Here is a 22,274-nt window from a genome sequence, read left to right on the forward strand (position 1 = left end):
CCGTCGGCGGGGTCACCGGGTGTCCGGAGGGCGTGCGGCCTACCAGTTGCTCCAGGGGAGCGTCCAGCCGCTGAGGCCGTTGTCCGGGGAGACCGTGCGGCCCTTGGAGTTGACGATCTTCACCACGTCGCCGACCAGCGAGCTGTTGAAGAAGGTGCCCGCCGAGGAGGACTCGCTGCCGCCCTTGACGTCCTTCAGGCCGATGCAGCCGTGGCTGGCGTTGGACTTGCCGAAGGCGTTGCCCCAGTAGTTGCCGTGCACGTAGGTGCCCGTGGTGGTGAGGCGCATCGCGTGCGGCACGTCCGGGACGTCGTACTCGTCGCCCTTGACGTTGGCCACGGTGGCCGAGTTCATCCGGGTCACCTTCTCCTTGCTGGAGATGACCATCGTGCCGTTCCAGGACGGGTTCTGGTCGTTGCCCGCGGTGATCGGGATGCTCTTGGTGGCGCCGCCGCCGCTCGCCACCGTCATCACGTGCTTGGCGGCGTCGACGGTGCTGACCTGGTAGCGGCCGATGGTGAACGGCTCGTCGCGGTCCACGTCGCCGTAGACGCCCGGGGAGACCTCGACGCTCTTCAGCCGGTACTTGACCGTCACCTTGGTGCCGGGCTTCCAGTACTCCGCCGGGCGGATGTCCAGGCGCTGCGAGCCGAACCAGTGGCCCTTCACGACGGTGCCGTCGCTGGCCTCGACGGTGATGCCCTTGAGGACGGCGTCCTTGTTCTTGACCGGCTTGCTGAACGCCACCGAGACGATCATGCCGACGCCGTAGGTGCCGTTGTCGGCGATGTTGTCGTTGGTCGCGACCTTCTTCGCCGGGGACAGCGTGGTGAAGCCGGAGGAGATCGCGGCGGGCAGACCGGCGTCGTCCTTGGCCTGCGCGTTGACGGTGTAGGCCATGCCGACCGCGAGCGGCGCGCTCGGCTTCCAGCTGAGGCCGTCGGCGGCGATGGTGCCGGCGACCGCCTTGTCGTTCTTGTCCTTCAGCTCGACGGAGGTGAGCTTGCCGCTCGCGACCGTCACGGTGAAGCCGCCCGGCTGGACGTCGGTGGCGCCGTCCTTGGCGCTGACGGTGAGCACCGCGGCGGACGCCTTGGGGGCGGCCTGCGTGGTGGAGCCGCCGGACGAGCCGGCCGCGCCGCTCGCACCGCCGGAGGCGCCCGCGGCGGCCGAACCGCCGGATCCGCCCGAGCCGCCGTCGTTGCAGGCGGCGGTGAACAGCAGCACGCCGCCCATCGCCAGCGCGACGGCCGCGGTGCGTGCGGTACGACCGGTGCGGCCCGTCCCGGCCGCACCTCTGACTATCGCGGCCTCGGCCGCCTGAACCGGCTTCACTCGGTTGCTCCCCTCCCGGTATCCACGCTGGATACACGCATCCGCGCCCGGGTCGGTTTCACCGGGGGTCGGACTTCTTCCGCGCGCCGCCGACGGGGAAGAGCCCCCGGCCCGCGCGGCACGCCAGGATAACTGCCCCGGATGAGTGAATCTTCCGCAGGTGGGGGGTGCCGGTTCGGTGAATCACCGGGTGCAGGTCAGCGCGGTGCGGGACCCAGTGCGCTGCCCTGCAGCCAGGCCGTCCAGGGCAGGTTCCAGCCGTTCAGGCCGTTGGACGGCTGGACGACCGCGCCGGTGTCGCCGCGCACCTCCAGCACGTCGCCGACCAGGGTGTGCTCGAAGAACCAGCCGGCCGGCGAGTCGGCGTCACCGCCCTGCCGGTCTGCGATCCCGATGCAGCCGTGGCTGGTGTTGGCGGCGCCGAACACCTCCTCCTCGGCCCAGTAATTGCCGTGCACGAAGGTGCCGGAGTCGGTCAGCCGCATCGCGTGCGGGACGTCCTTGATGTCGTACTCGTCGCCGAGGCCGACCGTCCGGGCGTTCATCCGGGTCTCCTCGAACTTCTCCGAGACCACCATGACGCCCCGGTAGGTGGGGTGCTGCGGTCCGCCGGCGGTGATCTTCAGGGTGCGCACCGGCACCCCGTCCTCGCGCACCGTCATGGTGCTGCTCGCCAGGTCGACGGTGGATACCCGGGCCCGGCCGACGGTGAACGCCACCTCCTTGGCCTGGGTACCGAACTCACCGGGCGCCAGCTCCACGTCCTTCAGCCGCAGGGTGACGGTCACCCGGGTGCCCGGCGCCCAGTAGGACCGCGGCCGGACGTCCAGGCGGCGGTTGCCGAACCAGTGCGCGGCGAGCGGCACCGGCGGGTCGGCGGCCACCTCGACGGCCCGCTCCGCCGCCGGCCGGTCCGCGACCGGACGGGTGAACCGCAGCGAGACGGGCATCCCCACCCCGACCACCGCCCCGTCCTCCGGGGTGACGAGGGCGGCCACGGTGTGCGCCGGACCGGCCGTCACGAAGGCGGAGTGGTGGGCGGCGCGCAGCCCGTCCGCGTCCTGGGCGAGGGCGTCGACGGTGTACGGGGTGGCCGGGGCGAGCGGCTCCTCCGGGGTCCAGCGGGAGCCGTCCGGGGCGGTGCGGCCGGGCACCGCCACCCCGCGGTCGTCGGCCAGCCGCACCGACAGCAGCCGGCCCTCGGCGACGGTGACGGACACCTCGGCGTCGGAGTGCACCTCCTGGGCGCCGTCCGCCGGCAGCGCGGTGACCACCGCGCGGGAGATCGGCGGCCGGCCGGCCGCCGGGCCGCCGTCCCCGCCCCCGGCCGGTCCGCCGGTGCAGCCGGTCGGCAGCGCGAGGAGCGCGGCCGCCGCCGCCACCGCCCAGCGCCGTGCCACCGCGAGCATGTTCGTCCCTCCAGGTCCGCCGCTTCCCGCCGCGCTTCCGGTCGGCCGCGCGCCGTCGCGCCCAAGGCGCCCGGCACCCGGTCAAACGAGGCCGCGGGGCGCCGGACACGAGCCGGCGCGCCACCCGGCGGACGCCGTCCCGTTCACCCAGCGTCACAACACGATCGGCCACGTGACACCTGCACGCGATCAGGGAACAACTGGAGGGCGGGTACGGGACCCCCGCGCAGGGAGGGTGCGGCGATGACGGCGTGGCAGGAGCTGGCACGGAGTACGCGCCGGGAGACCGGCCGCCCACCCGCGGCCGCGCCCGGACGCGCCGCCGACGCGCAGCCGGCGCCGCCCGCCGACCCCTGGCCGGGCAGCTGGCAGCCGCTCGGCGCCCGCTTCCGCACCGCCCCGGACGGCGGCTGCGGCACCAACTTCGCGCTCTGGGCGGCCGGCGCCGAGGCCGTCGACCTGTGCCTGTTCGCCGAGGACGGCACCGAGACCCGGCACCGGCTCACCGAGCAGACCTTCCAGACCTGGCACGGCTACCTGCCCGGCGTGCTGCCCGGCACCCGCTACGGCTACCGGGTGCACGGCCGCTGGGACCCGTGGACGGGCGCCCGCTGGAACCCGGCCAAGCTGCTGCTCGACCCGTACGCCCGGGCGATCGACGGCGACTACACCAGCCACGACGCGACCTGCAGCGCGGTGCGCGGCTGGCCCGAGCCGGACGTCGCCGACACGGTGCGCGACAACCGCGACTCGGCGCCGTACGTGCCGAGGGCGGTGGTCGTCCACGACGACGACGACTGGTACGACGACCAGCGGCCGAAGACCCCGTGGGCCGAGACGGTGCTGTACGAGGTGCACGTGCGCGGCTTCACCATGCGCCACCCGGAGGTGCCGCCCCAGCTGCGCGGCACCTACGCGGGCCTCGCCCACCCGGCGGCGATCGCCCACCTCACCCGGCTCGGCGTCACCGCGGTGGAGCTGCTGCCCGTCCACCACCACGTCAGCGAGGACCACCTGCAGGCCCGCGGGCTGACCAACTACTGGGGCTACAACACGCTCGGCTACTTCGCCCCGCACGCCGGCTTCTCCGCCTCCGGCAGCCGCGGCGGCCAGGTCGGCGAGTTCAAGCGGATGGTGCGGGCGCTGCACGCGGCCGGCATCGAGGTGATCCTCGACGTCGTCTACAACCACACCGCCGAGGCCGGGGTGATGGGCCCGGCGCTGTCGCTGCGCGGCATCGACAACGGCGGCTACTACCGGCTCGACCGCAGCCGCCGCGGCTACGCCGACTACACCGGCTGCGGCAACACCCTGGACACCCGGCAGCCGCACGTCGTCCGGCTGATCACCGACTCGCTGCGGTACTGGGTCGGCGAGATGGGCGTCGACGGCTTCCGCTTCGACCTCGCCGCGGCGCTGGCCCGCGGGCACGACGGCGTGGAGATGCACCACCCCTTCCTCGCCGCGGTCTCCCAGGACCCGGTGCTCAGCCGGGTCAAGCTGATCGCCGAGCCGTGGGACGTCGGCCCGGGCGGCTACCAGGTCGGCGGCTTCCCGCCGCTGTGGGCCGAGTGGAACGACAAGTACCGGGACACCGTCCGCGACTTCTGGCGCGGCGCCAGACCCGACGTCCGGGAGCTCGGCTACCGGCTCTCCGGCTCCTCCGACCTCTACCAGCGCGGCGGCCGCCGCCCCTACGCCTCGGTCAACTTCGTCACCGCGCACGACGGCTTCACCCTGCGCGACCTGGTCTCCTACAACCGCAAGCACAACGAGGCCAACGGGGAGCAGAACCGCGACGGCACCGACGACAACCGGTCCTGGAACCACGGCGCCGAGGGCGAGACCGACGACCCGGCGGTGCGCACCCTGCGCCGCCGCCAGCTGGCCAACCTGCTCGCCACCCTGCTGCTCTCCGGCGGCGTGCCGATGCTCACCGCCGGCGACGAGCTCGGCCGCACCCAGCACGGCAACAACAACGCCTACTGCCAGGACAACGAGACCGGCTGGTTGGACTGGTCGCTGCTGGACGACCCGGAGTGGTCCTCGCTCACCGACCTGGTCTCCCGGCTGGTCCGGCTGCGCCGCGCCCACCCGGTGCTGCGCCAGCGGGCGTTCTTCTCCGGGCGCGAGACGGCGCCCGGCGGCCAGCGCGACCTCGCCTGGTTCACCCCGCGCGGCGAGCAGATGACCGAGGCGGACTGGTTCGCGCCGACCGCGGTGCTCGGCATGCTGCTCTCCGGCAGTGCGATGTCCGAGCGCGACCAGCGGGGCCGGCCGCTCGCCGACGACAGCTTCCTGCTGCTGGTGAACGCCGGTGCCGAGCCCGTTCCCTTCGCGCTGCCCGGCGCGCCGTGGGCGGACTCCTACGAGACGGTCGTCGACACCGCGGCCCCGGCGGACGGGCCGGGACCGCACCACCCGGCGCCGGGCAGCGTGCTGCTGGGCGGGCGCTCGCTGCAGCTGCTGCGGGCGCCCGCCCCGGACTGACCGCGGCTCAGCCGAGCGGGCGGTTGACCTCGACGTTCTCGAGCAGTCCGAGCGCGTCCGGGACGAGCACGGCGGCCGAGTAGTAGGTGCTGACCAGGTAGGAGATGACGGCCTTGTCGTCGATGCCCATGAAGCGGACGTTGAGGCCGGGCTCGTACTCGTCGGGCAGGCCGATCTGGTTGAGGCCGATCACGCCCTGCTCCGCCTCGCCGACGCGCATCGCGACGATCGAGGTGGTGTGGCCCTCGGTGACCGGGATCTTGCCGCAGGGCAGGATCGGCACCCCGCGCCAGGCCGGCAGGTGGTGGCCGCCGACCTCGACGGTGCCGAAGTACAGGCCGCGGCGGTTGCACTCCCGGCCGAAGGCGGCGATCGCCCGCGGGTGGGCGAACAGGTGGGTGGTCTGTCGCCGCATGCTGAGCAGCTCGTCCAGGTCGTCCGGGGTGGGCGGGCCGGAGTGGGTCTGGATCCGCTGGTCGTAGTCGGCGTTGGCGAGCAGGCCGAAGTCGGGGTTGTTGACCAGCTCGTGCTCCTGGCGCTCGCGCAGCGCCTCGACGGTCAGCCGCAGCTGCTGCTCGGTCTGGTCCATCGGCTCGTTGTAGAGGTCGGCGACCCGGGTGTGCACCCGCAGCACCGTCTGGGCGACGCTCAGCTCGTACTCGCGGGGGGCGAGTTCGTAGTCGACGAAGGTCGCCGGCAGCTCGTGCTCGCCGGTGTGGCCGGCGGACATCTCGATCGCGGCCTCGCCGTGGGCGTTCTGCGGCCGGTGCCCGTTGCCGGACAGGCCCAGGACGTGGTCGCGCAGCTGCCGGTACTCGGCGGCGACCAGCTGGTACGCCTGGTGGGGCAGGGCCAGCACGGTGACCGCGGTCGCCGCCTTGGCGGTGAACTCCCAGTCGCCGTCGAGCCCGCCGAGCACGTGGCCGCCGAAGGACGCGCCGTCGGCGAGCACGCCGAGGACGGTCTCCTCGCCGTACTTGCCGGCGCCGATCTGCTCCACCTTGCCGTGCGCGATCAGGTAGACGTGGTCGGCCGGGCGGCCGCGCTCGACGATCACCTCGCCCGGCTCGAACTCCTGCTGGACGAAGCGGCCGGCCAGCGCGCCGAGCGCCAGCGGCTCGTCGAAGCCGCGCAGCAGCGGCAGCTCGCCGAGCTCCGCCGGGACGACCTGGACCCGGGAGCCGGTCTTCACGAAGGTCAGCCGGCCGTCGCCGACGGCGTAGCTCAGCCGCCGGTTGACCCGGTAGGTGCCGCCGGACACCTGCACCCACGGCAGCGCCTTGAGCAGCCACCGCGAGCTGATCTCCTGCATCTGCGGCTGCGACTTGGTGGTGGTGGCGAGGTTGCGCGCCGCCGCCGTGCTGAGGCTGCTGAGCTGGATCCGGTCCTGTGCGCCGGCCGGCTGCGCCGCGGGCTGTGTCTCGACCGTCATGGGACACCTCTCGAACGTCGTGGGAGGCCGCCATGGCAGGTCGGCGGCCACTCTCCGCACACGGATCACATCGCACGGCGACACCCGGACGGCCGAGGCGCGCACGGCGCGCGGGTACCACGGATGCACTCGAATGGCCTCACGCCCCCTGCACACCTCCCGCGCTGCGCGCGACCACCGGCCCGTCCGGCCGGAACCCGACGTCAGGTGCGAAAAACCGGATGAGAAATGACCGGACAGCGCCTACCCTCGGGCGCGATGTCCACGAACCAAGCCCCCGACGGCCCCTGCCGGTCCACCGTGCGCTCGCTGCTGCGCCTGTGGCCGTACGCCCGCATCGCCCGCTGGCGGATCGCCGGCTCGGTCGCCGCCGCACTCACCGCCTCGGTGAGCGTGCTCGCCGTGCCGGTGGTGCTCCGGCGGATCGTCGACGGCCCGATCGCCGACCACGACATGGCCGCGCTGTGGCCGCTCGCCGGCCTGCTCCTGCTGCTCGGCCTCGCCGAGGCGGGCCTGTTCGGGGTGCGCCGGGTGGTCGTCGCCCGCCCGCTGGCCCGGGTCGAGGCCGCCATGCGCGGCGACCTGTTCGCCAAGCTGCAGCGGCTGCCGGTTTCCTTCCACGACCGGTGGCCCTCCGGCCAGCTGCTCAGCCGGGCGACCTCCGACATGTTCACCATGCGGCTGTTCCTGGCCTTCCCGCTGGTCTTCCTGATCGTCAACTGCACGGTCTTCCTCGTCGGCACCGGCCTGATGTTCGCCCTGGACTGGCGGCTCGCCCTGATCGCGCTGATCCCGATGGGGCCGCTGACCTGGCTGACGCACCACTTCGAGCAGCGGTACTCCGGCGCCGCCCGCCGTGCGCAGGACCAGAACGGCGACCTCGCCACGGTGGTCGAGGAGTCGGTGCTCGGCATCCGCATCCTCAAGGCCTTCGGCCGGCACCGCACCATGGCCGAGCGCTTCGCCGAGCAGTCCCGCTCTCTGCGCGAGACCGAACTCGGCAAGGCCGGGATGCTGGCCAACCTCTGGGCGGTCATCGTCGGCCTGCCGGAGCTCGCGCTCGGCGCGGCCCTGGCGCTCGGCGCCGTCCTGGTCGCCCACGACGAGATGTCGGCGGGCACCCTGGTGGCCTTCCTCTCCACCGCGCTGGCCCTGCGCTGGCCGGTCGAGTCGCTGGGCTGGCTGGTCGCGTACGCCAACGAGGCCGCCACCGCCACCGACCGCTTCTACGAAGTGATGGACGAACCCGAGCCCTCCGACACCGAGCAGGCCGGCACCGAGCAGGCCGGGTCCGGCCCCGCCGCCGGCGGCGAGCGGGGCATCCGGCTGTCCGGGGTGCGCTTCCGCTACCCCGACGCCCCCGCGGACAGCCCCGACCTGCTGTGCGGCATCGACCTGCACGTCCGGCCCGGCGAGACGATGGCCCTGGTCGGCGCGACCGGCAGCGGCAAGACCACGCTCACCGCCCTGCTGCCCCGGCTGTACGAGGCCACCGGCGGCACCGTCGCCCTGGACGGCCGGGACATCCGCACGATCCCCCGCGCCGAGCTGCGCGAACTGGTCGCCGTCGCCTTCGAGGAGCCGACGCTCTTCTCCGCCTCGGTCGCCGAGAACGTGCTGATGGGCGCACCGGCCGCCGGCCCCGAGCAGTTGGCCGCCGCCCTCGACACCGCCCAGGCGCACTTCGTCGACCGGCTGCCGGCCGGCACCGCGACCCAGGTCGGCGAGCAGGGCCTCAGCCTCTCCGGCGGCCAGCGCCAGCGCCTCGCCCTGGCCCGCGCGGTCGTCGGCGACCCGCGCTTCCTGGTGCTGGACGACCCGCTCTCCGCCCTGGACGTGCACACCGAGGCGCTGGTCGAGCAGGCGCTGCGGCGCGTCCTCGACGGCACCACCGCGCTGGTCGTCGCGCACCGCCCGAGCACGGTCATGCTGGCCGACCGGGTGGCCGTGCTGCACGAGGGCCGGATCGCCGCCGTGGGCACCCACCACGAACTGCTGCAGAGCTCCGCCGTCTACCGCGAGCTGATGACGGGCGAGGCCGCCCCCGTACCGGAAGGGATCAGCACCCGATGAGCACCACTGCGGTCGACGCCGCCGAGGAGCTGGCCGAGGAACTCCCGGCGCCGGCCGAGGACGAGGACATCCCCGTCCCTCCGGGCGCCGCCCGCCGGCTGCTCGGCGAACTGCTCGGCCCGCACCGCGGCCGGATCGCCGCCGCCATGCTGGTGATCCTCGTCCAGCAGGCCGCCCTGCAGGCCGGGCCGCTGCTGGTGGCCTTCGCGATGGACCGCGGCATCCCCGCCCTGCGGGAGCACGACAGCGGCCCGCTGATCGCGGTGATCGCCGCCTACCTGGGCTGCGCCGCGCTCAGCACCGTGCTGCAGCGCGCCTTCATCCGCTTCAGCGCCCGGATCAACCAGGACGTCCTGCTGGAGCTGCGCGGCCGGATCTTCCGGCACGCCCAGCGGCTCAGCCTGGACTTCCACGAGCGCTACACCTCCGGCCGGATCATCTCGCGCGCCACCAGCGACGTCGACGCCCTGCGCGAACTGCTCGCCGAGGGCCTGCAGGAGCTGCTCTCGGTCGTCCTGTCGGTGTTCTGGATCTCGCTGGTCCTGATGGTGATGGACTGGCGGCTCGGCCTGCTGTCGCTGCTGTCCTTCCTGCCGATGTACCTCAGCGTCCGGTCGTTCCGCCGGCGCTCGCAGCGGGTCTACCGGCGCTCCCGGACGGCGGTGGCCGCGGTGATCGTCCGGTTCACCGAGACCATGAACGGCATCCGCCCCGTCCAGGCCTTCCGCCGCGAGCGGGCCAACGACGAGGCCTTCGGCACGGTCAACCACCAGTACGCCGGCACCACCGCGGACGGCCTGCTGGAGATGGCCCGCTACGTCACCACCTCCCGGGCGATCGCCAACGTGTGGATCACCGGCGTGGTGGTGGCCGGCGCCCTGCTGGTCGCCGACGGCTCGGTCGAACTCGGCGTGCTCACCGCCTTCGTGCTTTACCTGCGCCGGCTGTACGAGCCGCTCGACCAGCTGGCGATGTTCCTCAACAGCTACCAGTCGGCGGCCGCCGCACTGGAGAAGATCGCCGGCCTGCTGGCGCACGAGCCCTCGGTGCCCGAGCCGACCGTCCCCGCACCGCTGCCGGAGCACCCGGTGAAGGGTCGCACCGTCTCCTTCGACGGCGTCCGCTTCGCCTACCGCACCGGCAAGGAGGTCCTGCCCCGCTTCGACTTGGTGCTCCCCGCCGGGCGCACCACCGCGGTCGTCGGCGCCACCGGCGCCGGCAAGTCCACCCTGGCCAAGCTGCTCGCCCGGTTCTACGACCCGACCGACGGCCGGGTGGCGCTCGACGGCGTCGACCTGCGCGAGCTCTCCGGGGAGGAGCTGCGGCGCAACGTCGTCATGGTCACCCAGGAGTCCTTCCTGTTCTCCGGCACGGTCGCCGAGAACATCGCGATCGGCCGTCCCGGAGCCACCCGCGAGGAGGTCGAACGGGCCGCCCGGGACATCGGCGCGTACGAGTTCATCACCGCGCTGCCGGAGGGCTTCGACACCGACGTCCGCAAGCGCGGCGGCCGGATCTCGGCCGGGCAGCGGCAGCTCGTCGCCTTCGCCCGGGCGCTGCTCGCCGACCCGGCGGTGCTGATCCTCGACGAGGCCACCAGCTCGCTGGACGTGCCGGGCGAGCAGGCGGTGCAGCGGGCCATGCGGACGGTCCTGGCGGGCCGCACCGCGGTGGTCATCGCCCACCGGCTCTCCACCGTCGAGATCGCCGACCGGGTGCTGGTGATGGACCAGGGCCGGATCGTCGAGGACGGCCGCCCGGCCGACCTGATCGGCGGCCGCGGCCGCTTCGCCGACCTCCACCGTGCCTGGCGCGACAGCCTGGTCTGACGGACGCCCGAACGCAAAGGGCAAACCACTGAGGGGCGCAGGGAGCTGCGCGAGACGGAAGGTGCGGACCGCAGCCTCCCGCTTCGCCCGGTTCCCGCGCCCCTGGATGGTTTGCCCGAGTCCGCCCGCGCGCCCCTCGTGGCGGCCCTCACTCGTTCCCGGCGGTGGCTCCGTCTAGCCAGGTGACTAAGCGCTTGCTTAGAATCGGCCCCGGGTGCCGCGCAGCTGCGGCACGGCCGCCAGCGACAGGAGCCTGCCATGACCGCAGCCAACCGCCAGATCCGACTCGCCGCCCGGCCGCAGGGCGCGGTCAAGCCCACCGACTGGGAGCACGCCACCGCACCGGCCGCCGAGCCCGGCGAGGGCGAGTTCGCCGGCCGTACCCGCTTCCTCTCGCTGGACCCGGCGATGCGCGGCTGGCTGGACGACCGCCCCTCCTACCTGCCGCCGGTCGGCATCGGCGAGGTCATGCGGGCCGGCTCGGTGATCGAGGTGACCGCCTCCAACCACCCGAAGTACGAGGTCGGCGACCACGTGGTCGGCACTTTCGGCGTCCAGGAGCACGTGGTCTCCGACGGCCGCGGCACCATCAAGGTCGACCCGGCCGCCGCCCCGCTCTCCACCTACCTGGGCGCCCTCGGCATGCCGGGCATGACCGCCTACTTCGGCCTGCTGGAGGTCGGCGCCCTCAAGGACGGCGAGACGGTGGTGGTCTCCGGCGCCGCGGGCGCCGTCGGCAGCATCGTCGGCCAGATCGCCAAGGTGAAGGGCTGCCGGGTGGTCGGCATCGCCGGCGGCGCCGAGAAGTGCGCGCTGCTCACCGAGGAGCTCGGCTTCGACGCCGCGATCGACTACCGCGGCGAGGACGTCCGCAAGGCGCTGCGCGAGCACTGCCCGGACGGCATCGACGTGTACTTCGACAACGTCGGCGGCCCGATCCTGGACGCCGCGCTGACCCGGCTGGCGATGCACGCCCGGGTGGTGATCTGCGGCGCGATCAGCCAGTACAACGCCGAGTCGAAGGTCGAGGGCCCGTCCAACTACCTGTCGCTGCTGGTCCGCCGGGCCCGGATGGAGGGCTTCGTGGTCTTCGACCACGCCGCCCGCTACAAGGAGGCCGCCACCGAGATGGCCGGCTGGATCGCCGAGGGCCGGCTGAAGGTCAAGGAGCACATCGTGCGCGGCACCGTCGACGACTTCCCCGAGACGCTGCAGATGCTGTTCCGCGGCGAGAACGTCGGCAAGCTCGTGCTGGAGCTGGTGTGACCACACCGCCCCCGCGCGACTGGGCGTCCTTCCAGTACAAGATCTACCTGAACGGCCTGATCAGCGGCAGCGTGCCGCGGCTGCCGACCGATCTCACCCGGCTGGAGCGGCTGGCGGAGCACCGGCTCGGCCCCGGTCCGTTCGGCTACGTCGCGGGCAGTGCCGGCAGCGGGGCGACCGAGCGGGCCAACCGGGCCGCCCTGGACGCGCACCGGATCGTGCCCCGGATGCTGCGCGACGTGTCGGCCCGCGACCTGCGGACCGAGCTGTTCGGCCGGACCCTGCCGGCGCCGATGGCGCTGGCTCCGGTCGGGGTGCTGTCGATCCTGCACCCGGACGCCGAGCCGGCCGCGGCCCGGGCCGCGGCCGCCGAGGGCGTGCCCTTCGTGCTGTCCTCCGCCTCCAGCACGCCGATGGAGGAGGTCGCCGCGGCGATGGGCGACGGCGAGCGCTGGTTCCAGCTCTACTGGTCGAAGGACCGCGAGGTCACCCGCTCCTTCCTGGACCGGGCCGGGGCAGCCGGGTTCACCGCGCTGTTCGTCACCCTGGACACGCCGCTGCTGGCCTGGCGCCCCCGCGACCTGGACCAGGCGTACCTGCCCTTCCTGCACGGCGTCGGGACGGCCAACTACTTCACCGATCCGGCCTTCCTCGCCGGGCTGGCGAAGCCCCCGCACGAGGACCCGAACGCGGCCGTCCTGCACTTCGTGTCGCTCTTCGCCGACCCCGGCAAGACCTGGCCGGACCTGGCCTGGCTGCGGGAGCACTGGGACGGCCCGATCGTGCTCAAGGGCGTCCTCCACCCCGACGACGCCCGGGCCGCGGTCGAGGCCGGCATGGACGGCGTGGTGGTCTCCAACCACGGCGGCCGCCAGGTCAACGGCTCGATCGGTGCCGCCGCCGCCCTGCCCGCGGTGGCGGCCGCGGTGGGCGACCGGGTCCCGGTGCTGTTCGACAGCGGGATCCGGACGGGCGACGACGTGTTCAAGGCGCTCGCCCTGGGTGCCCGGGCGGTGCTGCTCGGCCGCCCGTACGCCTACGGCCTGGCCCTGGACGGGCAGGCCGGGGTGGCGCACGTGGTCCGTTCGCTGCTCGCCGAGTTCGAGCTGACGCTGGCGCTCTCCGGGCACCGCACCCCGGGCGGCCTGGACGCCTCCGCGCTGGACGGGCCCACGCACGGGGGCTGACCGCCGGCACGCGCAGGTGCCGGGCGGGCCGATCGGCCCGCCCGGCACCTGCGGTCGTCCGGCCGGCTCAGCGCAGCACGCCGGCGTCCATCCCGCCCGACTCGACCGGCGCCGCGACCAGCCCCGGCTCGGCCGGCGAGGCCAGCAGCCGGTGGGTGGGCAGCACCCGCACGGTGTAGCCGAACGGGCCGGTGCGGTCCAGCGCCAGCGGCCCCTCGTAGCGGTGGCGGCCCTCCAGGTCCGGTCCGCCCGCCGGCTTGAGGGCGAGCACCGCGGCGTCCGAGATCCGGTCGGACTCGTCCACCCGGCCGGAGACCACCTGGACCTCCACGTCGGCCGGCTCCAGCGCGCCGAGCGAGACCTGCACCCGCAGCTCCAGCGCCGAGCCGAGCTCCTGCGCCTCGCGGCAGCCCTCCGCCTCGACGTGCTCGACCCGGACGGCCGGCCAGGCCTCGCGGACCCGGGCCTTCCACTCGGCGAGCTCGCGGGCACCGGCGTGGTCGGTGCCGCCGGACCCGGCGGCGAGGGCGCGCTGCGCGGCCGCCGCGGGGGCGTACAGCCGCTCGACGTACTCGCGCACCATCCGGCCGGCCAGCACCTTGGGCCCGAGGGTGACCAGGGTGTGCCGGACCATCGAGATCCAGCGGTGCGGCAGGCCGTCGGCGCCGCGGTCGTAGAACCGGGCGGCGACCTGGTGCTCGATCAGGTCGTAGAGCGCCGCCGCCTCGATGTCGTCGCGCCGCTCGGCCTCCGGGCTGTCCGGGTCGACCCGCTCGGGGCCGGAGACGTCCGCGGTGGGGATCGCCCAGCCGTTGCGGCCGTCGAACCACTCGTCCCACCAGCCGTCCAGGATCGAGAGGTTGAGGCAGCCGTTGAGGGCGGCCTTCATCCCGGAGGTGCCGCAGGCCTCCAGCGGGCGGAGCGGGTTGTTCAGCCAGACGTCGCAGCCCGGGTAGAGGTGCTTGGCCATGGCCATGTCGTAGTCGGGCAGGAAGACGATCCGGTGGCGTACCGCCGGATCGTCGGCGAAGGCGACCAGCTGCTGGATCAGCCGCTTGCCGCCGTCGTCGGCCGGGTGGGCCTTGCCCGCGACGACGATCTGCACCGGCCGCTGCGGGTCCAGCAGCAGCGCCCGCAGCCGGGCCCTGTCCCGCAGCATCAGGGTGAGCCGCTTGTAGGAGGGGACGCGGCGGGCGAAGCCGATGGTCAGGACGTCCGGGTCGAGCACGCCGGAGGTCCAGCCGAGCTCGGCGTCACCGGCACCGCGCTGGCGCCAGGAGGTGCGCAGCCGGCGGCGGGCCTCCTCGACCAGCTGGGCCCGCAGGGTGCGGCGGACCTCCCAGATCTCCTCGTCACCGATCCGCTCGATGCCCGTCCAGCGGCGGGCCTCGCCGGTGGTGATGGCCTCGTCGGCGCGCTCGGCGCCGATCTGCCCGGCGCCGAGCCGGACGACCGCCGGGTCGATCCAGGTCGGCGCGTGGACGCCGTTGGTGATCGAACCGATCGGCACCTCGGCCGAGTCGAAGCCCGGCCAGAGCCCGTTGAACATCGAGCGGCTGACCTCGCCGTGCAGGGTCGAGACGCCGTTGGCCCGCTGGGCCAGCCGCAGGCCCATCGCCGCCATGTTGAACAGCTTCGGGTCGCCGCCGTGCCAGCTCTCCGCGCCGAGGGCCAGCACCCGGTCGACCGGGACGCCGGCCAGTGCCGCGTCGCCGCCGAAGTGACGGGCGACCAGGTCGCGGTCGAAGCGGTCGATGCCGGCCGGGACGGGCGTGTGGGTGGTGAACACCGTGCCGGCCCGGACGGCCTCCAGGGCGGCGCCGAAGTCCAGCCCGCGGCCGCCCTGCTCGGCCGGCGCGACCAGCTCGCGGATCCGCTCCACGCCGAGGAAGCCGGCGTGGCCCTCGTTGGTGTGGAAGACCTCCGGCGCGCGGTGGCCGGTGAGCCGGCAGTAGGTGCGCACCGCACGCACGCCGCCGATGCCGAGCAGCATCTCCTGGAGCAGCCGGTGCTCGCTGCCGCCGCCGTACAGGCGGTCCGTCACGTCCCGGTCGGCCGGGGCGTTGGACTCGATGTCGGAGTCCAGCAGCAGCAGCGGGACGCGGCCGACCTGGGCCTTCCAGATCCGCGCGCCGAGGGTGCGACCGGCCGGCAGGGCGAGGTCGACCCGGCAGGGGCTGCCGTCCTCCTCGCGCAGCAGGCTGACGGCGAGTTCGTCCGGGTCGAGCAGCGGGTAGCGCTCCTGCTGCCAGCCGTCCCGGTCCAGTGACTGCCGGAAGTACCCGTGCCGGTAGAACAGGCCCACGCCGATGATCGGGACGCCGAGGTCGCTGGCGGCCTTGAGGTGGTCGCCGGCCAGGATGCCGAGGCCGCCGGAGTACTGCGGCAGCGCCGCGGCGATGCCGTACTCGGGCGAGAAGTAGGCGATCGCCTCGGGCAGCGGGCTGCCGGCCTCCCCGACCGGCGGCGCCGACTGGTACCAGCGCGGCCCGGCCAGGTAGTCCCTCAGGTCGTCATGGAGGTCGCCCAGTCGGCGCAGGAAGCGGCGGTCGGCCGCCAGCGCGGCGAGCCGGGCGGCCGGCACCTCGCCGAGCAGCCGGACCGGGTCCTCCCCCACGGCCGCCCAGACCTCCGGGTCGACGGAGCGGAACAGCTCCCTCGTCTCCGGGTGCCAGGACCAGCGCAGGTTGAGCGCGAGCTCGTGCAGCGGCTGGAGTTGTTCGGGCAGGACGGTGCGGACGGTGAATCTGCGGATTGCCTTCACAACGTGAAGCCTAGAGCCTCCGGGCCGCCTGAACGGGTGTCAGCGGACGCTTTGCACACCCGTTCGGCGTATTGGTGAGATCGCAATCGGCGCAGTGCTGCGAACGGGGGGCGCGCGGGGCGCACACAGCCGAAAAGGCGCGCCCCTGGCGCGTGAATATCCAGCAACGGCCGCGTTTCCACTGGCCGATATGCCCCTGCATACCGTCCGAAATCGCGCGATTACCGGCCCGTAGGTCTTGCCGGTGGTGCGAGGATGCAGAAAGGTCGTTGGTGCGGCAGGGAGTGCAGGCCGAAAGGCGCCCCCTGCTGTTCCATGTCCGGAACATGCCCTGCTGACGAGCCCTCACCCTCCATCGCCCATTCGGCCGCTGCCGCTGCTCCTCGGCGTGTCCTCACACCTCGCCCGGTCGTTTTCCGGGTGGGTCGGGTCGCTCCGGGGCGCGCCCTTCGAGGCGCGCGCCGGGACGCACGCGCCTCGCGGGGCGGGTCGCGCCGGCCGGCGGTCGGGTCGCCGGCCCGCCGGCACGGCACCGTTCCGAACGCACGGCCACCCCACCCCACAGTCCTCCCGGCAACTCCCCGGCAACGCACCAGCCGTCGGGAGCCGCCGCCGATTCGGGCAGGAGTTTGGCATGCAGGGCGACACGCGGGACCAGTCCACCGCAACGACGGAGGGCCCCGACACACCGCCGACCACGGAGCCGCCGCTGCCGGCCCCGCGCGCCGCCCGCAGCACCGCACCGGCCGCCCCCGCGGCCGGGCGGACGGCGGCCCGCAAGAGCACCACCGGCAAGACCACCGGCAGCAAGACCACCACCGGCAGGAGCAGCACCGGGTCCACCACCAGGACCACGACCACCGCGACCGGGGCCCCGGCGAAGAAGACCGCCGCGAGGACGACCGCCGCCAAGAAGACCGCGGCGAAGAAGACCACCACCGCCCGCAAGAGCGCCACCCGCAAGACAGAGAGCGACACCGTGATCGGCCGCATCCCCGTCCTGGACGTCAGCCCCCTCGTCGACTCCGGGCGGCGCCCGGCCAAGGCCGTGGAGGGCGAGAGCTTCCAGGTCACCGCCACCGTCTTCCGCGAGGGCCACGACGCGGTCAACGCCAACGTGGTGCTCCGCGACCCCCGCGGCCGCAGCGGCCCGTGGACGCCGATGCGCGAACTCGCCCCGGGAACCGACCGTTGGGGCGCGCACGTCACGCCGACCGCGGCCGGCCGCTGGTCCTACCTGGTGGAGGCGTGGAGCGACCCGGTCGCCACCTGGCGGAGGACCGCCGCGGTCAAGCTCCCGGCCGGCATCGACACCGCGCTCGTCCTGGAGGAGGGCGCCCAGCTGCTGGAGCGGGCCGCCGCCGGGGTGCCCAAGAAGGAGGGCCGGGCGCACGTGCTGGCCGCGGTGGACGCGCTGCGCGACCCCGGCCTGCCCCCGCTGAGCCGCTACGCGGCCGCGCTCGCGCCCGAGGTGCTGACCCTGCTGGAGCGCCACCCGCTGCGCGAACTGGTCAGCGCCACCCGGCCGCTGCCGCTCCAGGTGGACCGCAAGCGGGCGCTGTACGGCGCCTGGTACGAGTTCTTCCCGCGCTCCGAGGGCGCCGTGGTCGACCCCTCCGGCGTCCAGCCGCCGGTCTCCGGGACGCTGCGCACCGCCGCCGAGCGGCTGCCCGCGATCGCCGCGATGGGCTTCGAGGTGGTCTACCTGCCGCCGATCCACCCGATCGGCCGCGCCCACCGCAAGGGCCCGGACAACTCCCTGACGGCCGGTCCGCACGACGTCGGCTCGCCCTGGGCGATCGGCTCGCCGGAGGGCGGCCACGACGCCGTCCACCCGGACCTCGGCACCCTGGAGGACTTCGACCGCTTCGTCGCCGAGGCCGGGTCGCTGGGGCTGGAGGTCGCGCTGGACTTCGCCCTGCAGTGCTCCCCCGACCACCCCTGGGTCAACAAGCACCCCGAGTGGTTCAGCCACCGCCTCGACGGCACCGTCGCGTACGCCGAGAACCCGCCGAAGAAGTACCAGGACATCTACCCGATCAACTTCGACCAGGACTTCGAGGGGCTGGTCAAGGAGACGGTTCGTGTCCTGCGCTTCTGGATGGGCCACGGGGTGCGGATCTTCCGCGTCGACAATCCGCACACCAAGCCGGTGGTGTTCTGGGAGAAGGTGCTGGGCGACATCGCCCGGACGGACCCCGACGTGATCTTCCTGGCCGAGGCGTTCACCCGTCCGGCGATGATGCACACCCTGGGGAAGATCGGATTTCACCAGTCGTACACCTATTTCACCTGGCGCACCACCAAGCAGGAACTCACCGAATACCTCACCGAACTCACCGGTGACGCGGCCTCGTACATGCGGCCCAACTTCTTCGTCAACACCCCGGACATCCTGCACGAGTACCTGCAGCAGGGCGGCCCGGCCGCGTTCGCCGTCCGCGCGGTGCTGGCCGCGACCCTCGCCCCCAGCTACGGCGTCTACGCGGGCTACGAGCACTACGAGAACGAGCCCGTCCACCCCGGCTCGGAGGAGTACGCGCGCTCCGAGAAGTACGAGCTGCGCCCCCGCGACTGGAGCCGTCAGGACTCCCTCGCCCCGCTCCTCACCGTCCTCAACCGGCTCCGCCGGCGCCACCCCGCCCTGCAGCAGCTGCGCGACCTGCGCTTCCACCCCACGGACAACGACCAGGTCATCGCGTACTCCAAGCGGGCGACCACCGAGGACGGCATCGAGGACCACGTGATCACCGTGGTGAACCTGGACCCGCACCACGTCCAGGAGGCCACCGTGACCCTGGACTCGGACCTGCCGCTGACGGTGCACGACGAGCTCACCGGCGCCACCTACGACTGGGGCCGCCGCAACTACGTCCGGCTCGACCCGTCTGCCGAGCCGGCCCACCTCCTCACCGTCCGGAGGCACCCTCAGTGACAGTCAACGAGCCCGTTCCCGACACCTTCGCCGAAACGCCGGCCAGGGACCGCGACCCCGAGTGGTTCAAACGCGCGGTCTTCTACGAGGTCCTGGTCCGTTCCTTCCAGGACAGCAACGGCGACGGCGTGGGTGACCTCAAGGGGCTCACCTCGAAGCTCGACTACCTGCAGTGGCTGGGGGTGGACTGCCTCTGGCTGCCGCCCTTCTTCGCCTCGCCGCTGCGGGACGGCGGGTACGACGTGGCCGACTACAAGTCGGTGCTGCCGGAGTTCGGCGACCTCGCCGACTTCGTGGAGTTCGTCGACGCCGCCCACGCCCGGGGCATGCGGGTGATCATCGACTTCGTGGTCAACCACACCAGCGACCAGCACCCGTGGTTCCAGGCGTCCCGCAACGACCCGGACGGGCCGTACGGCGACTTCTACATGTGGGCCGACAACGACAAGCAGTACCCCGACGCCCGCATCATCTTCGTCGACACCGAGACCTCCAACTGGACGTACGACCCGGTCCGCAAGCAGTACTTCTGGCACCGGTTCTTCTCCCACCAGCCGGACCTCAACTACGACAACCCGCGGGTCCAGGAGGAGGTGATCGCGGCCCTGAGGTTCTGGCTGGACCTCGGCATCGACGGGTTCCGGCTGGACGCGGTCCCCTACCTGTACGCCCGGGAGGGCACCAACTGCGAGAACCTGCCGGAGACCCACGAGTTCCTCAAGCGGCTCCGCAAGGAGATCGACGCGGACTACCCGGACACGGTGCTGCTGGCCGAGGCCAACCAGTGGCCCGAGGACGTCGTCGACTACTTCGGGGACTTCGCCTCCGGCGGCGACGAGTGCCACATGGCGTTCCACTTCCCGGTGATGCCGCGGATCTTCATGGCCGTCCGCCGGGAGTCGCGCTACCCGGTCTCGGAGATCCTCGCGAAGACGCCGGAGATCCCCTCCGGCTGCCAGTGGGGCATCTTCCTGCGCAACCACGACGAGCTGACCCTGGAGATGGTCACCGACGAGGAGCGCGACTACATGTACGCGGAGTACGCGAAGGACCCGCGGATGCGGGCCAACGTGGGCATCCGCCGGCGGCTCGCGCCGCTGCTGGAGAACGACCGCAACCAGATCGAGCTGTTCACCGCCCTGCTGCTCTCGCTGCCCGGTTCGCCGGTGCTGTACTACGGCGACGAGATCGGCATGGGCGACAACATCTGGCTCGGCGACCGGGACGGCGTCCGCACCCCGATGCAGTGGACGCCGGACCGCAACGCGGGTTTCTCCTCGGCCGACCCGGGCAGGCTCAGTCTGCCGCCCATCATGGACCCGGTGTACGGCTTTCAGGTGACCAACGTCGAAGCGCAGCAAAGCAGTTCGAGTTCCCTGCTGCACTGGACGCGTCGCATGATCGAGATCCGCAAGCTCAACCCTGCGTTCGGCCTCGGCAGCTACACCGAGCTGCCCTCCAGCAATCCCGCGGTGCTGGCCTTCGTGCGCGAGCACGAGGGAGACCTGGTCATGTGCGTGAACAACTTCTCGCGGTTCGCGCAGCCGACCGAACTGGACCTGCGGCGGTACGGGGGGCGGTACCCGGTCGAGTTGATCGGCGGCGTGCGCTTCCCGTCCATCGGTGAGTGGCCCTACCTGCTCACCCTCGCCGGGCACGGCTTCTACTGGTTCCAGCTCAGGAAGCCCGGAATCAAGTAGCGGCGGCCGTCCGGCGCCCGAAGTAACGATCCACCAGCCAGGTCCGAGGGGACCACCCTGCGGGGCGCGAGAGTCACGGCCCCCGCGCCCCGCAGGGGTCTTCGCACCGCCGGGTACGGAGAACAGCCCAACGGCCACCCACACTATGGCGTGACACCCGAGCCCCGCTCGCGTGCCTCCGCCGCCGCGCCGCCGAAATCCGGAAGACTGACAGGCCCGGTGACGACCTCGGGCAGCCGGCCCGCTTCCGGGGAAAGGGAGTCATGTCCGAAACCTCCCGTTCTCAAGCCCACGTGCACCGCGACCTACCCGACGGCGCCACCGGGCCCGTCGGCACGCGCGGGACCACGGGGCGGAGAACCACCGCGGGTGTCAGCGAGCTCGTGGGCGCCGCCCTGCCGCTGATCGCCGACTGGCTCCCCACCCAGCGCTGGTACGCCGGGAAGGGGCGCGCGATCAGCGGGCTCACGCCGGTGGTGGGCACTCCGCTGCAGGTCGGCGACCCGACCCTGCTGCACCTGCTGCTGCGGGTGGAGCACGGCACCGGGGCGGCCGCCCAGGGGGACATCTACCAGCTGCTGCTGGGCATCCGGTCCCAGGACCCGTCCGGGATCGGCCCGGGCGCCGTCCTCGGCCGGCTGGCCGGCGGCGGCCCGCACGACGGCGCGGTGCTCTACGACGCGGTGCACGACCCGGAGCTGACCGGCCGGCTGCTGGAGCACCTGGCCACCGGCGACCGCTTCGGCGCGCTCTCCTTCCGGCGGACCCCGGGTCCGGGCCTGCCGAGCAACCTGCCGGGCCGGGCCTCCACGGCCGAGCAGTCCAACAGCTCGGTGATCTACGGGACCTCCTTCATCCTCAAGCTGTTCCGGCGGATCAGCCCCGGCACCAATCCGGACCTCGAACTGTCGCTGGCGCTCTCCCGGGCGGGCTCCACCCGCATCCCGCGGGTCGCCGCCTGGTTCGAGTCCCGGTTGGAGCGATCGGAACCGGCCACTCTCGGACTGCTCCAGCGCTACCTGCCGGACGCCGAGGACGGCTGGGAGCTCGCCCTCGACCAGGTGGCCCGGCTCAAGGGCGACCCGACGCCGGGGAACTTCGCGGTCGAGGCGCACCGGCTCGGCCGGGCCACCGCCGAGGTGCACCGGGTGCTGTCCCGCTCGATGCCGACCGCCCGACTCGACCGGGCCGAGACCGGCCGGCTGGCCGGCGCGATGGCCGACCGGCTGGACAGCGCGGTCGCCGCGGTGCCCGGGCTGCTGCGCTACCGCTCGGCGCTGCGCGCGGCCTTCCAGCAGCTCACCGCCGACCACCTGGAGGGCCTGCCCGTCCAGCGGATCCACGGCGACCTGCACCTCGGCCAGGCCATGCGCACCCCGCACGGCTGGGTGCTGCTGGACTTCGAGGGCGAGCCGGCCAAGCCGCTGGCCGAGCGCCGGCTGCCGCAGCCGGCGCTGCGGGACGTGGCGGCGATGCTGCGCTCCTTCGACTACGCGGCCGCGCACCTGCTCGCCGGGGCCCCCGGCCCCGACCCGGAGCTGGCCCACCTGGCCAACGCCTGGGCGGCCCGCAACCGGGCCGCCTACTGCGCGGGCTACACGGCCGGCGGCGGGATGGACCCGGCCACCGCGCCGGAGCTGCTGCGCGCCCTGGAGATCGACAAGGCGGTGTACGAGGTCGTGTACGAGGCCCGGCACCGCCCGAGCTGGCTGCCGATCCCGCTGGCCGCCATCAACCGTCTGGCCCTGACCGTCTGACGCCCCGCAACCGCCTCCTGGAGGACCCGACGTGAACCCCCCCGGCCCCACGCACGACAGCTCCACCACCGCCGTGCCCGCCACCCCCCGGGCGGGC

General features: G+C 73.3%; 12 protein-coding genes. 8 read left to right on the forward strand and 4 right to left on the reverse strand.

Annotated elements, in window-relative coordinates; genetic code table 11:
- Positions 1–39: 39 nt before the first annotated feature.
- On the reverse strand, positions 40–1,335 hold the full coding sequence (locus AB0O09_RS18640) for an Ig-like domain-containing protein (RefSeq protein ID WP_363542735.1): 1,296 nt from the start codon (positions 1,333–1,335) through the stop codon (positions 40–42).
- Positions 1,336–1,532: 197 nt separating this feature from the next.
- A complete protein-coding gene (locus AB0O09_RS18645) occupies positions 1,533–2,744 on the reverse strand; it encodes an Ig-like domain-containing protein (protein ID WP_363542736.1) in 1,212 nt (403 codons plus the stop codon).
- A 243-nt stretch (positions 2,745–2,987) separates the two neighbouring features.
- Between AB0O09_RS18645 and glgX the strand changes: the two genes are divergently transcribed.
- Positions 2,988–5,234 (forward strand): glycogen debranching protein GlgX, encoded by a 2,247-nt coding sequence (glgX, locus tag AB0O09_RS18650; protein WP_363542737.1) that lies wholly within the window; start codon positions 2,988–2,990, stop codon positions 5,232–5,234.
- 7 nt (positions 5,235–5,241) lie between these two features.
- Here the strand turns inward: glgX and AB0O09_RS18655 are convergent, their stop codons facing one another.
- The gene (locus AB0O09_RS18655) at positions 5,242–6,666 is read right to left on the reverse strand and encodes a family 2B encapsulin nanocompartment shell protein (RefSeq protein WP_363542738.1); all 1,425 of its coding nucleotides are present in this window, start codon (positions 6,664–6,666) and stop codon (positions 5,242–5,244) included.
- A 258-nt stretch (positions 6,667–6,924) separates the two neighbouring features.
- Between AB0O09_RS18655 and AB0O09_RS18660 the strand changes: the two genes are divergently transcribed.
- The 4 genes from AB0O09_RS18660 to AB0O09_RS18675 all read left to right on the forward strand — a co-directional run bounded on the left by AB0O09_RS18660 (position 6,925) and on the right by AB0O09_RS18675 (position 13,021).
- The gene (locus tag AB0O09_RS18660; RefSeq protein ID WP_363542739.1) at positions 6,925–8,739 is read left to right on the forward strand and encodes an ABC transporter ATP-binding protein; all 1,815 of its coding nucleotides are present in this window, start codon (positions 6,925–6,927) and stop codon (positions 8,737–8,739) included.
- The gene (locus AB0O09_RS18665) at positions 8,736–10,568 is read left to right on the forward strand and encodes an ABC transporter ATP-binding protein (RefSeq protein WP_363542740.1); all 1,833 of its coding nucleotides are present in this window, start codon (positions 8,736–8,738) and stop codon (positions 10,566–10,568) included. The genes AB0O09_RS18660 and AB0O09_RS18665 overlap by 4 nt, the downstream gene beginning before the upstream one ends.
- A 258-nt stretch (positions 10,569–10,826) precedes the next feature.
- A complete protein-coding gene (locus AB0O09_RS18670; protein WP_363542741.1) occupies positions 10,827–11,834 on the forward strand; it encodes an NADP-dependent oxidoreductase in 1,008 nt (335 codons plus the stop codon).
- Positions 11,831–13,021, forward strand: a complete 1,191-nt coding sequence (locus tag AB0O09_RS18675; RefSeq protein ID WP_363542742.1) for a lactate 2-monooxygenase — start codon at positions 11,831–11,833, stop codon at positions 13,019–13,021. Before AB0O09_RS18670 ends, AB0O09_RS18675 begins: the two co-directional genes overlap by 4 nt.
- A gap of 67 nt (positions 13,022–13,088) precedes the next feature.
- Here AB0O09_RS18675 and glgP read toward each other — a convergent pair whose 3' ends face one another.
- Positions 13,089–15,785: an alpha-glucan family phosphorylase gene (gene glgP / locus AB0O09_RS18680; RefSeq protein WP_363542743.1), complete on the reverse strand. Its 2,697-nt coding sequence runs from the start codon at positions 15,783–15,785 to the stop codon at positions 13,089–13,091.
- Between the two features lie 979 nt (positions 15,786–16,764).
- On the opposite strand from glgP, the gene AB0O09_RS18685 reads away from it, so the two are divergent.
- The 3 genes from AB0O09_RS18685 to AB0O09_RS18695 all read left to right on the forward strand — a co-directional run bounded on the left by AB0O09_RS18685 (position 16,765) and on the right by AB0O09_RS18695 (position 22,177).
- Positions 16,765–18,720 (forward strand): alpha-1,4-glucan--maltose-1-phosphate maltosyltransferase, encoded by a 1,956-nt coding sequence (locus tag AB0O09_RS18685; RefSeq protein WP_363542765.1) that lies wholly within the window; start codon positions 16,765–16,767, stop codon positions 18,718–18,720.
- A complete protein-coding gene (treS, locus tag AB0O09_RS18690; RefSeq protein WP_363542744.1) occupies positions 18,717–20,420 on the forward strand; it encodes a maltose alpha-D-glucosyltransferase in 1,704 nt (567 codons plus the stop codon). The genes AB0O09_RS18685 and treS overlap by 4 nt, the downstream gene beginning before the upstream one ends.
- A 263-nt stretch (positions 20,421–20,683) precedes the next feature.
- Complete coding sequence (locus tag AB0O09_RS18695) at positions 20,684–22,177, forward strand: maltokinase (protein WP_363542745.1); 1,494 nt, start codon at positions 20,684–20,686, stop codon at positions 22,175–22,177.
- The last annotated feature ends 97 nt before the right edge of the window (positions 22,178–22,274 follow it).

The organism is Kitasatospora sp. NPDC093679 (genome assembly GCF_040683455.1).
Classification (GTDB): Bacteria; Actinomycetota; Actinomycetes; order Streptomycetales; family Streptomycetaceae; genus Kitasatospora; species Kitasatospora arboriphila.

What these genes read in the sequence shown, in the direction of transcription:
- AB0O09_RS18645 (WP_363542736.1), bottom strand. Translation starts at nt 2,744, where the DNA reads ATGCTCGCGGTGGCACGGCGCTGGGCGGTGGCGGCGGCGGCCGCGCTC.
- AB0O09_RS18655 (WP_363542738.1), bottom strand. Translation starts at nt 6,666, where the DNA reads ATGACGGTCGAGACACAGCCCGCGGCGCAGCCGGCCGGCGCACAGGAC.
- glgX (WP_363542737.1), top strand. Translation starts at nt 2,988, where the DNA reads ATGACGGCGTGGCAGGAGCTGGCACGGAGTACGCGCCGGGAGACCGGC.
- AB0O09_RS18670 (WP_363542741.1), top strand. Translation starts at nt 10,827, where the DNA reads ATGACCGCAGCCAACCGCCAGATCCGACTCGCCGCCCGGCCGCAGGGC.
- AB0O09_RS18665 (WP_363542740.1), top strand. Translation starts at nt 8,736, where the DNA reads ATGAGCACCACTGCGGTCGACGCCGCCGAGGAGCTGGCCGAGGAACTC.
- AB0O09_RS18660 (WP_363542739.1), top strand. Translation starts at nt 6,925, where the DNA reads ATGTCCACGAACCAAGCCCCCGACGGCCCCTGCCGGTCCACCGTGCGC.
- AB0O09_RS18695 (WP_363542745.1), top strand. Translation starts at nt 20,684, where the DNA reads ATGTCCGAAACCTCCCGTTCTCAAGCCCACGTGCACCGCGACCTACCC.